Source organism: Paenibacillus sp. ov031 (genome assembly GCF_900143165.1).
GTDB classification, from domain to species: domain Bacteria; phylum Bacillota; class Bacilli; order Paenibacillales; family Paenibacillaceae; genus Paenibacillus; species Paenibacillus marchantiae.
Map to the genome: position 1 here is coordinate 1,438,777 of NZ_FRDO01000001.1, position 14,085 is coordinate 1,452,861.

13 protein-coding genes are annotated in these 14,085 nt (G+C 45.0%); 9 read left to right on the top strand and 4 right to left on the bottom strand.

Annotated elements, in window-relative coordinates:
* Positions 1-82: 82 nt before the first annotated feature.
* The 7 genes from BUA17_RS06210 to BUA17_RS06240 all read left to right on the top strand — a co-directional run bounded on the left by BUA17_RS06210 (position 83) and on the right by BUA17_RS06240 (position 6,463).
* The gene (locus tag BUA17_RS06210) at positions 83-1,150 is read left to right on the top strand and encodes an NAD(P)-dependent alcohol dehydrogenase (protein ID WP_072732947.1); all 1,068 of its coding nucleotides are present in this window, start codon (positions 83-85) and stop codon (positions 1,148-1,150) included.
* 167 nt (positions 1,151-1,317) lie between these two features.
* Positions 1,318-1,584 carry an HPr family phosphocarrier protein gene (locus BUA17_RS06215; RefSeq protein ID WP_063563877.1) on the top strand — a complete coding sequence of 89 codons (267 nt, stop codon included), beginning with the start codon at positions 1,318-1,320 and terminating at the stop codon, positions 1,582-1,584.
* 144 nt (positions 1,585-1,728) lie between these two features.
* Entirely contained in the window at positions 1,729-1,977 is a 249-nt protein-coding gene (locus BUA17_RS06220) for a type B 50S ribosomal protein L31 (RefSeq protein WP_063563876.1), read from the top strand.
* A gap of 216 nt (positions 1,978-2,193) precedes the next feature.
* Entirely contained in the window at positions 2,194-2,499 is a 306-nt protein-coding gene (locus tag BUA17_RS06225) for a Dabb family protein (protein WP_063563875.1), read from the top strand.
* Between the two features lie 155 nt (positions 2,500-2,654).
* Positions 2,655-3,416, top strand: coding sequence for an SDR family NAD(P)-dependent oxidoreductase (locus BUA17_RS06230; protein WP_072732948.1), 762 nt, complete (start codon positions 2,655-2,657; stop codon positions 3,414-3,416).
* A 225-nt stretch (positions 3,417-3,641) separates the two neighbouring features.
* A complete protein-coding gene (poxB, locus tag BUA17_RS06235) occupies positions 3,642-5,369 on the top strand; it encodes a ubiquinone-dependent pyruvate dehydrogenase (RefSeq protein ID WP_063563873.1) in 1,728 nt (575 codons plus the stop codon).
* A gap of 338 nt (positions 5,370-5,707) precedes the next feature.
* The gene (locus BUA17_RS06240; protein WP_063563872.1) at positions 5,708-6,463 is read left to right on the top strand and encodes an SDR family NAD(P)-dependent oxidoreductase; all 756 of its coding nucleotides are present in this window, start codon (positions 5,708-5,710) and stop codon (positions 6,461-6,463) included.
* Between the two features lie 98 nt (positions 6,464-6,561).
* On the opposite strand, the gene BUA17_RS06245 is transcribed toward BUA17_RS06240, so the two are convergent.
* The 4 genes from BUA17_RS06245 to BUA17_RS06260 all read right to left on the bottom strand — a co-directional run bounded on the left by BUA17_RS06245 (position 6,562) and on the right by BUA17_RS06260 (position 10,021).
* Positions 6,562-7,743: an MFS transporter gene (locus BUA17_RS06245; protein ID WP_072732949.1), complete on the bottom strand. Its 1,182-nt coding sequence runs from the start codon at positions 7,741-7,743 to the stop codon at positions 6,562-6,564.
* Between the two features lie 246 nt (positions 7,744-7,989).
* On the bottom strand, positions 7,990-8,274 hold the full coding sequence (locus BUA17_RS06250; protein WP_063563870.1) for an ArsR/SmtB family transcription factor: 285 nt from the start codon (positions 8,272-8,274) through the stop codon (positions 7,990-7,992).
* Between the two features lie 172 nt (positions 8,275-8,446).
* Entirely contained in the window at positions 8,447-8,791 is a 345-nt protein-coding gene (locus BUA17_RS06255) for a ribosomal L7/L12 family protein (RefSeq protein ID WP_063563869.1), read from the bottom strand.
* A 39-nt stretch (positions 8,792-8,830) separates the two neighbouring features.
* Positions 8,831-10,021: a cytochrome P450 family protein gene (locus tag BUA17_RS06260; protein WP_072732950.1), complete on the bottom strand. Its 1,191-nt coding sequence runs from the start codon at positions 10,019-10,021 to the stop codon at positions 8,831-8,833.
* A 571-nt stretch (positions 10,022-10,592) separates the two neighbouring features.
* On the opposite strand from BUA17_RS06260, the gene BUA17_RS06265 reads away from it, so the two are divergent.
* On the top strand, positions 10,593-11,693 hold the full coding sequence (locus BUA17_RS06265) for an ATP-binding protein (protein ID WP_072732951.1): 1,101 nt from the start codon (positions 10,593-10,595) through the stop codon (positions 11,691-11,693).
* Positions 11,681-14,083 (top strand): DUF5682 family protein, encoded by a 2,403-nt coding sequence (locus tag BUA17_RS06270; RefSeq protein WP_072732952.1) that lies wholly within the window; start codon positions 11,681-11,683, stop codon positions 14,081-14,083. The genes BUA17_RS06265 and BUA17_RS06270 overlap by 13 nt, the downstream gene beginning before the upstream one ends.
* Positions 14,084-14,085 lie beyond the last annotated feature (2 nt).

Genomic DNA, 14,085 nt, shown 5'->3' on the forward strand with positions numbered 1-14,085 from the left:
TCTGGATACGAGAGTATATAAAACAGTCGGATCTTCTTCGGAGGAAAGAACAACGTTGACATACACGAGAAGGAGGGAACATATGGGAGATCATCAATTACCCGAAACTATGAAGGCTGCTGTCATGACAGAGCCGGGGCACATCATCATTGAAGAACAGGCTGTACCACAGCCGGCTGAAGACGAAGTGCTCATTCAGGTGATGGCCGTTGGCGTCTGCGGATCGGATGTGCATTATTTTGAACATGGTAGAATTGGCCGATTTGTAGTTGAGAAACCGATTATACTTGGACATGAATGTGCAGGTATTGTAGCGGCTGTAGGCTCAAGAGTTTCACGGTTGAAAGAAGGAGATCGGGTAGCCATTGAGCCCGGGGTAACCTGCGGACGATGCACGGCATGCAAAGAAGGTCGTTATAATCTGTGTCCCGACGTGCAATTTCTGGCGACGCCTCCGGTGGATGGGGCATTTGTACAGTACATGACCATTCGGGAGGATATGGTTTTCTCGATCCCGGATCATCTGTCTTTTGAAGAAGCAGCCATGAATGAACCTTTCTCGGTTGGCATTCATGCTGCAAGACGCAGTAAACTGGCTCCGGGCACTACACTTGCCATTATGGGCATGGGGCCTGTTGGATTGATGGCCGTTGCAGCTGCCAAATCGTTTGGCGTAGAACGCATCATCGTCACCGATCTGGAGGAAGTGCGGTTAGAGGCTGCTCGTCGTATGGGCGCAACCCATACCATTAATGTACGGAACGAGGATGCACAGGCGGTGATCCGTGATTTAACGAACGGCGTCGGAGTAGATACGGCTTGGGAAACTGCGGGGAATCCGAAGGCGCTTCAGTCGGCATTATATTCGCTCCGGCGAGGAGGCAAGCTTGCTATTGTAGGACTGCCTGCACAGGACGAAATTGCCTTGAATGTTCCTTTTATCGCGGACAACGAGGTGGATATATACGGAATCTTCCGTTACGCCAATACGTATCCGGCGGGAATTGAATTTCTGAGTTCAGGCCAGCATGATGTAATGTCCCTGATTACTGACCGTTATTCGCTTGAGGAGACGCAGCAGGCCATGGAACGGGCATTGCACAACAAAAGTGGCAGTCTGAAAGTAATGGTGTATCCGAACGGCAAATGAATCTAGTTCAAAGGAGCCCTGATATTTAGGGCTTCTTTTTTTGTATTTTTCGCCATAAAAGGATTAAACAAGCTTCCATAACGTGGTATAATGCTTGAAGATTTTAATATATAAAATGATACACACCAAATGGGTTAATCAGCATCTAGCGAAAGGAACTGAAGGTTGTGAGAACACATGAATTTATGATTCACTCTGATTTCCACCGAGATGATCTGATGTCTGTATCTTCGCAAGCGTCGCGTTTTGCCTCGGATATTTCATTGTCATTTATGGATGCGAATCATGAGCATCGTGTAGATGTCAAAAGCCTGCTCGGAATGGCGCTTCTCCCCATTCGACATGGCAGTGTGGTGAGATTGCAGACACGGGGAAGAGATGAACTGGAAGCATTGGAATATATGCTAAATGTACTTGAGAAGGGCTTAACTTGAACTCTGAAACCTGTGCAAATCACAGTGAATTATAAAATATTTATCGTTTCTTCAATTCCGACTGGTACTTCGTCCAAAAAAAGAGTATAATAAAATTTAGTTCTATTCTAAGAAGTACCCATATTAAAGGAGTGTAAATAGATTATGCCAAAAGCTGATATCCATCCAAAGACACAAACAGTAATTTTCTTCGATGCAAGTGCTGATTACAAATTCCTGAGTTCTTCGACTAAATTCTCGAACGAAACAATGGAATGGGAAGATGGTAACTCTTACCCAGTAATCCGTGTGGACACTAGCTCCGCATCCCACCCATTCTTCACTGGTAAACAAAGAAACGTGGACATCGGTGGTCGTGTTGATAAATTTAACCGTAAATACAACATCAAATAGGTTGTCCAAACCATTACAAGAAAACCTCGGGATTAATCCTGAGGTTTTTTTGTATACATGCCGATAGGTAAACCCATGTAATTCCGACTTAAAAGTAATTCTAATACCCATATATATTCAATTCCTCTAAAATTAATTCAACCAATTATTGCGCTTACAATAGTTTCGGATGTACACTAGGAAACAGAGTCAGACATATTGGAGGAGGAAATAGAGATGAGCAACATCAATCATATGGTAACGTTTACACTTTACGCAGGTAAAGATACACCAGAAGCAGAGGCATTTTTGAAAGAAAGTGCGGATGCACTGGCGAATATTCCCGGTGTAGAGCAATTCCAGGTCCTGCGTCAGGTGAGCGAAAAGAACGAGTTTGATTACAGTTTTTCGATGGTATTCGCCAATCAGGCTGCATATGATGCATATAATGATCACCCGGTTCACCGCAAATATGTGGAAGAACGGTGGGAAAAAGAAGTTAGTCGCTTCCAGGAAATCGATCTCATTCAGCACGGAAATTAATAAAATGATGAGTCTCATTGAACCAAACCGAAAATAGCATGAACTTCGAAAGCGTTTTCCAGTTTGATTAATAATGGTTACATCATTTTAAAATCCTTCTTTCTTCATCGCAAGATTTCATAATTACACGTTGCTCAAAGGAGGGGACTGTCCCTATGAAATTGGATCTTACAGGTAAAACGGCACTGGTGACAGGCGCAACCGGTCAATTGGGAAGGGTCATCGCTCGTACGTTAGCAGACTGTGGTGCTGATCTCGCGCTGCATTACATAAATAATGAAACGAAGGCTAAAGAGCTTCAAGCTGAGATTGAAGCCATCGGTCGAAAAACGGTCATTGTTCAGGGCGATATCACGAAGCAGGATACGGCATTTCGGTTGCGGGATGAAATTCAGTCCAGCCTCGGCGATGTCGATATCGTTGTTGCCAATGCAGTCATCCAATATGCCTGGACAACGGTGCTGGAACAATCACCGGATGATTATATAAGCCAGTTCGAATCATGTGTGATGCAGAGTGTGTATCTTGCCAAAGCATTCATCCCATATATGAAAGAAGCCAGAGCTGGTCGATTCATTGGTATCAATACGGAATGTGCGATGCAAAATTTTGCTACTCAATCTGCATATACAGCAGGAAAACGCGGCATGGACGGTTTGTACCGTGTGTTGGCGAAAGAGGTAGGCGAATATCAGATTACGGTCAACCAGGTTGCACCTGGATGGACGATCAGTGAGCGCGATCGCAACAACGAGTCGGGCCATGATGAGGGTTATATTCAAACTGTTCCGTTGAAACGTAGGGGAGAAGATCAGGAAATTGCCAATGCCGTAGCATTTCTGGCATCCGACCTGTCCTCTTTTATTACAGGAGCTTATATCCCAGTCAGTGGAGGCAACGTGATGCCTGCCATTTAATATTGATTTATGGATGTGAATGAATTACTAAACATGCAATGAACCGCTTTTTGAACCATAACAACCCATGATCCGTTTGTCAGTCCGTGACAAGCGGATTTTTGTATATATCCATAAATACATATGATTTTGTTTCTAATTTCAAAAGATTGGGGTAAAAGAATAGGTAGTTTAACGCGGTGGAAACATAACTCAAAATAAGCGAATAAAGGAGACCGACTTGTCATGAAAAAAACAATTGCAGACGTTCTGGTCGAAGCACTATTGAACGCAGGCGTCAAACGCATCTATGGTATCGTTGGAGACTCCTTGAATGCGGTACTCGATTCCATCCGTCGTTCGGGTAAAATTGAATGGATTCATGTCCGCCATGAGGAAGTTGCTGCTTTTGCGGCAGGGGCAGATGCCCAAGTGAGCGGAAGTATCGCCGTATGTGCAGGCAGTAGCGGACCGGGAAACATGCACTTGATTAACGGTCTGTACGACTGTCATCGGAACCGTGTACCGGTACTTGCCATCGCTGCTCATATTCCGAGTGATGAGATTGGGAGTGAGTATTTTCAGGCGACTCATCCAGAGTATTTGTTTCAGGAATGCAGTCATTATTGCGAAGTCATCACAACAGCCAAGCAGATGCCACGTTCCTTTACGATGGCAATGCAGACCGCAGTAGCGCGTTCAGGCGTTTCCGTCATTATACTGCCGGGGGATGTAGCAGCTTTAGAAGCGGCTGACCTGCCTGTGCCGGAGCATGTATATCATGCGACACAGCCTGTTGTACACCCTTCCGAACCTGAACTGCGGAAACTGGCGGAATTCCTGAATCAAGGCAAAAAAATTACGTTGCTGTGTGGTGCAGGCTGCGCCGGTGCACGTGAACCTCTGATGCAGCTCTGTGATCGCTTGAAATCCCCTATGGTTATTGCTTTGCGAGGCAAGGAATACCTGGAATACGATAACCCGTATTCGGTGGGCCTCACAGGATTAATCGGATATTCGTCTGGTTATCATGCCATGATGGACTGTGATGTGCTACTGATGCTGGGAACCGATTTTCCGTACCGTCAATTCTTCCCGGAAGATGCGGTTGTACTCCAAGTGGATATTCAGTCTTCACACCTTGGTCGCCGTACAAAGCTCGATTATGGAGTGTGCGGAGACATAAAGGCCACCATTGAAACATTATTACCTTTTCTGACGGAAGAGCATAGCGACAAACATTTGCATAAAAGTGTGGAACGTTACGAGAAAGTTCGTAAAGAATTGGATGAGCTTGCCGTAGGTAAACCCGGAAAAACACCAATTCATCCACAGTATCTAACCAAGGTTATCAGTGATGCTGCAGCTGAAAATGCAATCTTCACCTGCGATGTAGGTACACCTACGGTATGGGCGGCTCGCTATATTGAAATGAGCCGTAATCGTCGATTGTTAGGTTCATTCAGTCATGGCACTATGGCGAATGCTCTTCCACAGGCAATTGGAGCACAGGTGTCTGATCCGGGAAGACAAGTGATTTCCTTGTCCGGTGATGGCGGCATTGCCATGCTGATGGGTGACCTTCTGACGCTTAAACAGCATAATCTCCCGATTAAAGTTGTGGTGTTTAACAACGGTGCACTCAGTTTTGTTGAACTGGAGATGAAAGCTGCCGGATTGCTTGAATCCGGTACCGAGCTCGTAAATCCCAACTTTGCCATGGTAGCTCAAGCGATGGGTCTCGAGGGGATACGAGTTGAAGATCCGGCTGATCTGGAAGAGGCTGTAGAGCGTGCATTGCAGCATGATGGCCCTGTTCTGATTGATGTTGTGGTGAACCGTCAGGAGCTGTCCCTGCCTCCGAAGATTAATATAAAACAGGCCGAAGGCTTCACCTTATGGATGATGAAGGCGGTGCTGAATGGGCGTGGCGATGAGCTGATCGAGCTGGCCAAAACCAATTTGCTAAGATAAGTATTAGGTTTTCCTTAGCATTATCGCACTGTGTTCAAGTGTCGATCTGACAAGATAAATACATGAAATTAAACTGTACATCTCACCAAAAAGAAGGGGAATGTTACACGCTTTTATTAAGGAGTTCTCCTTCTTGAGATGTGTGGAATGTGATGAATATTATAGTATGTATTCATATTATATGGTTTGTTTTTAAATTGAAACTCCTTTAAAATAGGTAAAGTCAGGCAGGATTCAAGGCTTTTCACCCTACATATGTTGCATTCCGATGCAAGAACGCTTCATATCGAATTAATAGATCCGATGACAGATGACGAACACACATGGAGGAGATCCAAATGAGTCACAAAGGAAAAGTAGCAATTATCACTGGAGCAGGAAGTGGATTGGGCCAAGCGACTGCACTAAAATTGGCAGAGAAGGGCGCATCTATTGTGGTCGTTGATCTCGTGGCAGAGACGGGTCAGGAAACTGTAAAACAGATTGAGAAGCTGGGCGGTAAAGCCATTTTTGTACAAACGGATGTAAGCAAGGCGAACGAGGTAGAGAATTATGTTAACAAAACGATCGAGGAATTCGGCCGAATCGACATGTTCTTCAATAATGCCGGGATCGCTGGTCCTGGTATCAAACTAATTGAGCATACTATCGAGCAGTTTGACCAAATCATTGATATTAACCTGAGAAGTGTATTTTACGGATTGAAGTATGTGATTACCGAAATGCTCAAAACTGGTGGTGGTTCCATCGTCAATACGGCATCTACAGCAGGTATTGTGGGTGTTCAAGCAGTTGCACCATATGCAGCGACGAAGCATGGCGTAGTTGGACTAACACGTACAGCGGCCATTGAGTATGGTAAAGAAAACATTCGCGTGAATGCCATTGCCCCAGGTACAATTGAAACTCCAATGGTGGTTCAGTTTGGTAAGGATAATCCTGAAGTATTCAAAGCGACCCTTGACAGCATTCCGTCCGGTCGTCTCGGTAAGCCTGAAGAGATTGCCAATCTGGTATCCTTCCTGCTAGGAGACGAAGCTCCGTATATTAATGGCGCTGTTTATCCGATTGATGGTGCTGTAACTGCACAATAAGGCACCAATCAGACTGGAATAAGAAAGAGAGGCTACTGTAATTTCACAGTGCCTCTCTTTTTGCGTTTTATCATTTTTATTCTTAAACTTAAGCTCAATCATGCCACATTGGAAGATTTGCTCTGTGCTGTTGTGGCCATTGCCGGACGATAGGCAAGAATGATGATGATCATTGCAATTAGCACCCCTACAGCTCCAATCCAGGTGATGGATGACAATGATACTGAGCTGACGGCGATTCCCCCAATACCGGCACCAGCAGCCATGGCTAGTTGCATAACTGAACTGTTCAGACTTAACATAATCCCGGACGATTCTGGAGCCATTGTAACCAGATTATATTGCTGTGTTGGGCCGGAAGACCAGGCGGAGAAGGACCATAGAATCAACACAATGAAGATGGCCACACCTGAATGAGCCGTGATGTTCAGCATCAGCATACTTACGACATGCAAGGCCATTCCCAGGATAAGTGTTCGCTTTACTCCCATACGATCGGCGCTGTATCCTCCAGATTTGGAACCAATCAGACTTGCGATTCCAAAAGCCAGCAAAGCGGAACTTAACAACGTTTCGCTCATGCCTGCAACAGATACCAAGTAGGGTGAAATGTAGGTATACGCAATAGAATAGCCTCCTAACCAGAAAAAGCTGACAAGTAACGCAAATCCAATACGAGGTTGTTTTAGGAGCGCTAATTGTTTTTTCAAAGGAACGGGTGCTTCGCCTTCAGATGGCGGGATCGTAGATGCAATAACAATCATGGCAATCACACCCAAAATCGCGATACCTGCAAAAATAAGTTTCCAATCCCAAGCTGCAGCAACCATTCTTCCCAGTGGAACTCCCACAATCAGGGATGCGGTAAACCCCGTAATGACCGTTGCGATAGAGCTGGCCTGTTTGCCTGCAGGCGCTATTTTGGCAGCGACTGTCAAGGCTGTTACAACGACGACTCCGGCTCCCAGCGCCATGAGGACACGTGCAGCGATAAAGAGTCCATAACCAGGTAACAGGTAGGCCAAGACATTACCAACGACAAAAAGTCCCAGAAAGTAGAGCAGCAGCTTTCGTCGATCCATGCGGGATGTTAAAGCGATAATGATGGGCGTACCGAGTGCATAAATGAGCGAAAAGATTGTGATCAGCTGTCCCGCAGCAATCAACGATATATTCATGGTGTCCGAGATCCGATCTAGAATGCCTGCAATGACATATTCGGAGGTCCCTACAAGAAAGCTGACCAAGGCTAGGACATAGATTTTCCATGTGTTAGACATGAGTATATAACCTCTTTCTGATTATAATTATTATATTTTTAGAAATATAGAAATAAAGACGAGAGAACAGGATTAAGAAAAAACTAATCTACAAATAAGACAAAGCGAGTACTTAATCTATCAAATGTACCGGGTGTTAAGGCAAAAGGGTATTTATACGACTACGATGAGGCTCAGCGGACCAGGTAGCATTACCAATATAATGATTTTATATTTCTAGTATTATGGAAATATAAAACAAAAATTTTACTTCTCCAACAGATATGGAACGAATCTCTGTACAGTGTCCGTATTCAGACTGTAGTAAATATACGTACCTTTCTTTTGTGAGGTCAACAAACCACAATCGGAAAGTTGTTTCAGGTGATGAGATAAAGTGGAGAGCGCCACGGTTACAAGCCGATTCTCTAAATCAGCTGGGCAGAGATTGCTTTCACCCGAAAGGATCTGAATGATTTTATATCGCGTTTGTTCTCCAAGAGCTTTGTGAATTTTCACAGCCTGTTCAGTATCAATCGGATTGGATTGCATCAAAATCGGTCCTTTCGTCTTTATTTCTTATTTCTATAAATATTGAAATAACTTTATCATGTCTTTTGAAAAAAGTAAACTCCCCGCAAAGATCGTTGTTTCCAGTTGAACATGAATCAACTGAAAGCAAAAACCTTTGCGGGGAGTTGGGAAGCCCATCTAAACTCACTTATTACAGGCGTTCAAGAGACTCAACATAATCTTTGGCATCTTTCAATGACAGGTTTCTCGCCTCACGAGCCTTTTTGATTGCAATTATTTTCTTGCCCTGTTGTGCAAGTGCCTGCAATTCTTTATCAAGTTCAGTCAGGTCAGCCTGTGCCGGTGGAAGTGGAGATACGTTCATTGCAGAATCGTTATAACTGAGAGGGGAGTGTGCGGTACTGCCTGAACCATTTTCCAGACGTTCAACATCCCTTTTCAATTCATTCAACTGGGTCTGCAAGCTGATGACGCGAACTAATAAGATAAGAATAAGAAATAAAAAAACGACTAAAACAATGGTGTTTATTTCCATGCAGTCAGGTGCCTCGCTTTCCTTGCTTCAAATACATAACTATTTAAGCTGTACCGGGATCTCCTTAACACCTCGAACAATCATGCCGGGTCTCCATTCAAGTTCATTAACATCCGTCTGCAGCTGCATATCAGGAAAGCGGCGAAGCAGCGTATTAATGGCAATCTCGCCTTCCAGTCGCGCGAGAGGGGCTCCCAGACAGAGGTGAATGCCTTTGCCAAAGGCCAAATGTGGGCTCTTCTCGCGAGTGATATCAAAAACATCGGCATCCTTAAATTTCGCTTCATCCCGATTGGCTGAATCCAGCGCTACAATAACAATTTCGCCTTCAGCGATGTGATGTCCATGAAATTCAATGTCCTCGGATGCCCAGCGGGATGTGCTGAACTCAACCGGTCCGTTATAACGCAGCATTTCTTCTACGGCGTTATGGATTAATTCAGGCTGCTTGATCAACAGGTCGCGTTGCTCCGGGTGCTCCAATAGAGCAAGTACACCATTACCGATCAGGTTAACGGTTGTTTCGTGTCCGGCGATGATCAGCAGAGCAACTACACCGAGCAGTTCCTTTTCAGTGAGTTGTTCTCCAGATTCTTCTGCTACAACGAGCTGGCTGATCAGATCGTCACCCGGCTGCTCGCGTACTTTGGCAAACCAAGCATTCAGGTAATCAATGAATTCCTTGGCATGCTTCTCAAACACTTCGGAATGCTCCGCACTTGTCGCATCGATGATGGAATTGGACCATAGACGGAATTTGTCCTGATCTTCAAGAGGTACGCCCAGGATCTCGCTGATCACAATGATCGGTAATGGAAAAGCAAACTCATCAATCAGATTCATCTTATCCTGAGAATTGAGATTATCCAGAAGATCGTCAGCAATATCTTGAATATGGCTTCTCATGCCCTCAATCAATCTGGGAGTAAAAGCCTTCTGTACGAGTCCACGTAACCGGCGATGATCAGGTGGATCGGAAAAAAGCATGTTATGCACGAATATATTTTGTTGATCGGGTCCATAACGTTTGACTACATCCTTACTGAAACGGTTGTCTTTTAATACTTCGACTGCATCCTCATATCGGCTAATAATCCAACCGAAATCACCATGAGGGAACAGGATTCTGTAAATGGGATCATTCTGTCTCAACTTTTCATATACGGGGTAAGGGTTCTGTGTAAATTCTTGAGTGAACAACTCAGACTGTGAAGTTTCATTAGTACTCAAATGGTTAATCTCCTCTCATCAAAAGCTCGTATTGTTACGCATCTTATCTAAGGGATCATATGTTAATTTCGGTGGCTTCATACGAAAAGCCTGCACCATCTATATATTCAATATTGTATGGATTGAAACCTTGTTTTTGACTAACAAATATGGTATAGAAAGCCTACTTAATTTTAGATAGAATAGCATATGGAATAAGGAATAAAATCAATAGAAATGAAGTAAAGACACAGACTACTTGGCTGTGTTTTTTTTGTGCGATTGGACTTTAGCTGCTTGAACCATATTACGGAGCGTTTAATGAACTATAGGGACGTATGGCCTATAATATGAAGTTTTCTACTACAACAACGTGGATTCAACTTAGTTTTGAATGCAGTCGCCATAATGCAGCGATATAAGTAATTCACAATTATGCTACGAACTATGTCCATTGGCTCAGGAAGAATGCCGATAAGAAGGACGTTTCAACCATTTTTGGCGTTTTCTACGTTCGTTCAAAGGCTGCTGTGATAAGATAAAGCTTAATAAGAACATACGATCTGTTTATGCGAGAGGAGAAACCTTGACGATGGAGATGCTTAAGCCGCCCGCCGAGACACTATATGAGACAGAATTAAGGGCACTGCGCGAAGAAGATACGGGAAAACGCCCTCCAAACTGGCTGCTGTCCCCTACATATGTGCGTGATTTTATTATTGGCAGGGATAAGCCAGCCATATTGGATGGAGAAGAGATCACGATTACGAGAAAATTTTATGGCAACGATGTGCTCATTGAACGTGCAGTAGTGACACTGGCAGGCAATCGTGGCTTGATGCTGGTAGGGGAGCCTGGGACAGCCAAGACTATGCTCAGTGAATTGCTAACCGCAGCCATTTCAGGTACCAGCCTAAACACAATTCAGGGTACGGCAGGTACAACCGAAGACATGATTAAATATTCCTGGAATTATGCCATGCTGCTGGATAAGGGCCCGTCCGAAGCCGCACTTGTGCCCTCACCTTTATATAACGGAATGAAGAAAGGAATTCTTACTCGTTTTGAGGAGATTACACGTTGCCCCGCTGAAGCACAGGACAGCCTGATCAGTATTCTGAGTGACAAGGTAATGAGTATACCTGAGCTGGATGGTGGTGTGCTGTTTGCCAAACCAGGGTTTAACGTGATTGCTACGGCGAACATTCGCGATAAAGGTGTCAATGAAATGAGTGGTGCGCTGAAGCGCCGTTTCAATTTTGAGACGATCAAACCGATCAGCAGTGTGAAAATGGAAGCCAAGATTATTGAATCCCAAGCGCGAAGCCTATTATTACATAGCGGAATAGACACCGAGATTAATTCGGATGTGGTTGAATTGCTGGCCACGACATTTATGGAGCTTCGCACAGGAATGACGCGGGAAGGTTACAAGTTGGATACGCCCCAAGCGTCCATGAGTACGGCTGAAGCCGTATCTGTATATGTACAGAGTGCAATGACTTCCTATTATTACGAAGACAAGGGAATCGCATTGGATCGGCTGGTGCAAAACATGTTGGGGACGATAGCGAAAGAAAGTGACAAGGATCTGTCCATCCTCAAAACCTACTTCTCTAAGGTCGTGAAGGAGCGGTCCAGAGAAGAGGGAATTTGGAAGGATTACTACGAGGAAAAGAAATGGATCGGTTAAGAGGAAAAACGGATCTGGATGTTGCCCAGTTAAAGACGCTATTTGAGTCCCAGGTGTATAACCTGAACAACGGAACGCTTTATTTTCCCATACGCCATCATAGTCCAGCCTGTTCCTATCATTTGCTGCGATTGATTGAAGAATACAAGCCGGGCATCATTCTTATCGAAGGACCTGAGAGCGGCAATCCATTACTTCAAGTTCTGGCTGATGAGGCAACCATACCTCCTGTTAGTCTTTACTACACCTATGAGAGTGAAGAGGAGAGAGCGGCCTGTTATTATCCGATGCTTCGTTACTCTCCTGAATATGTAGCGCTCAAAGAAGCAGCTCGGCTGAGCATCCCTGCAACTTTTATTGACCTGGATTATCATCATTTCTCTAAGCCCAACAAGGCAGAACAGCGGGAGATATCCATTCAAGACGAGACTTTGCTCGCAGGGTCTGAGTTTATCCACCGTTTATGTCAGAAAACAAACTGCCGAAGTTTCGATGAATTGTGGGAGAACGTATTTGAGATTGGTGGTCTGGAGAAGTCAACACAGGCATTTGTACAGGATGTATTCACGTACTGTACCTTATCCCGGATGTGTTATTCAGCGGAGCGCTTGCACAGTACAGGTGATTTGGCAAGAGAAGCTCATATGAGAAGTCGTATTAAACAGGCTGGGCAAGAGCATGAACGTGTGCTTGTTATCACTGGCGGATTTCATACGTATGGACTGCTGATACCCGAGAATCATGGGACGGACTCAGAAGAGATGACGTTGCAAAAGCATGCGAAGGCTCAGAATTCGGTGCATCAGCAGATGTATCCCATGGTCTACACGTTTGTCGAAGCGGATCGGCTGAATGGGTATGCAAGCGGCATGCCTTACGTGAATTATTACGAACAGATCTGGACCCAGCTGCTCCGGCAAAAGAGCTCCGTGTATAATTTGACCGCTTTGGATTTGTTATCACGACTAACCCGCAAGCTGAGGGAAGGACATGAACATGTATCAACCAGCGATGCTATTGAGGCGTACAGTATGGTTCAGGGCCTCGCAGGACTGAGAGGAAAAAGGGAAGGCGGAGTCTATGAGCTGATGGATGCAACACTTTCTTCCTTTGTTAAGGGTGAACTTACGTTATCTTCAGACAAACCAATACAAGAACTGCACAGATTGCTAACCGGGGATGTCATCGGAAAAGTGGCTCCCAACCCATTCAGTATTCCGATCGTTGAGGATTTCAAAGAACGTTGTACGGAATCAAAACTTCAAATTCGTACTACAGGCCAACATAAGAAAATACTTGATTTATATGCCAAACCAGATCATCGTCGGCAAAGTCAATTGTTTCAATGTATGGTATATCTCGTTCCGGATTTCGCGAAGCGACAATCGGGCCCGGATTGGATTGCACAGCGCGACATGAACCTTGTTCGGGAGACGTGGGTATATACCTATTCATCCAGAATTGAGGCTCGATTAATCGAAAACTCGCTCTATGGAGGCACAATTCGGGAAGCCGCTACGCGCAAGATGGAAGAGGAAATGCAGGGAATACCGGATCATCACAGCGGTGACCTCACCAAATCCATGCTTCAGGCTCTGCTCATGGGCCTGCAGGATACCGCAATGAAGCTGTATGACCAAGTGAAGTCAGCGCTCCGAAAGGATGGGAATTTCTTGTCGTTGTGCGGAAGTCTGCATATTTTGAATCGAATTCAGCAGCATCGCAGACTTCTTGGGTTGACTAAGGAACAGCAGCTCCTTAATCTCGTGTCCGAAGCCTATAACAATGCCGTGGACAAACTGATGCAGCTCTCAAGAACGAATCCGGATGAACATGAAGCGATTGTCCAGGGACTGAAGCTGCTTGCCATGCTGGCAGAATCGTCCGAAGAGCATTTCCGGGATGAACCATTCAGGGCACATCTGGATGAACTTCTGTCAGACAGCCAGCTTCCGGCACAGCTGGAGGGGGTGTGTATTGCCATATCTTCAGGACTTGGGGACAGGCATAGAGAAGAGATCGTGGATCGAGCACGTGCATATATCCGGGGATCGCAGGAACAGACTCGCCAGACTGCACTTTATCTACAGGGCGTGTTCTCTGTAGCACGGGACGCTTTTTTGTATGAAGATCTGCTTTTATCGGAGTTGAACTATATGATTGAGCAGCTTGATTATGAAGAGTTTATTCGCATGATCCCTGAACTTCGTTTGGCGTTTACTTACTTTACCCCCATGGAGACAGGCCTGATTGCGGATCGGGTTGCGAGCTTGCATCAGGTAGAGAACGAAGAGATGTCATGGCCTTCCGTTGACGAGCGATTGCTGATCCAGACGAAAACATGGGATGAAGCCCTTCGGAAGGAGTTTGACGCATGGAAGCTGATCTGAAT

Bases quoted from the DNA above. Each gene is read 5' to 3' on its own strand.
- BUA17_RS06210 (WP_072732947.1), top strand. From the start codon at position 83: ATGGGAGATCATCAATTACCCGAAACTATGAAGGCTGCTGTCATGACA.
- BUA17_RS06220 (WP_063563876.1), top strand. From the start codon at position 1,729: ATGCCAAAAGCTGATATCCATCCAAAGACACAAACAGTAATTTTCTTC.
- BUA17_RS06225 (WP_063563875.1), top strand. From the start codon at position 2,194: ATGAGCAACATCAATCATATGGTAACGTTTACACTTTACGCAGGTAAA.
- BUA17_RS06230 (WP_072732948.1), top strand. From the start codon at position 2,655: ATGAAATTGGATCTTACAGGTAAAACGGCACTGGTGACAGGCGCAACC.
- poxB (WP_063563873.1), top strand. From the start codon at position 3,642: ATGAAAAAAACAATTGCAGACGTTCTGGTCGAAGCACTATTGAACGCA.
- BUA17_RS06240 (WP_063563872.1), top strand. From the start codon at position 5,708: ATGAGTCACAAAGGAAAAGTAGCAATTATCACTGGAGCAGGAAGTGGA.
- BUA17_RS06245 (WP_072732949.1), bottom strand. From the start codon at position 7,743: ATGTCTAACACATGGAAAATCTATGTCCTAGCCTTGGTCAGCTTTCTT.
- BUA17_RS06250 (WP_063563870.1), bottom strand. From the start codon at position 8,274: ATGCAATCCAATCCGATTGATACTGAACAGGCTGTGAAAATTCACAAA.
- BUA17_RS06255 (WP_063563869.1), bottom strand. From the start codon at position 8,791: ATGGAAATAAACACCATTGTTTTAGTCGTTTTTTTATTTCTTATTCTT.
- BUA17_RS06265 (WP_072732951.1), top strand. From the start codon at position 10,593: ATGGAGATGCTTAAGCCGCCCGCCGAGACACTATATGAGACAGAATTA.
- BUA17_RS06270 (WP_072732952.1), top strand. From the start codon at position 11,681: ATGGATCGGTTAAGAGGAAAAACGGATCTGGATGTTGCCCAGTTAAAG.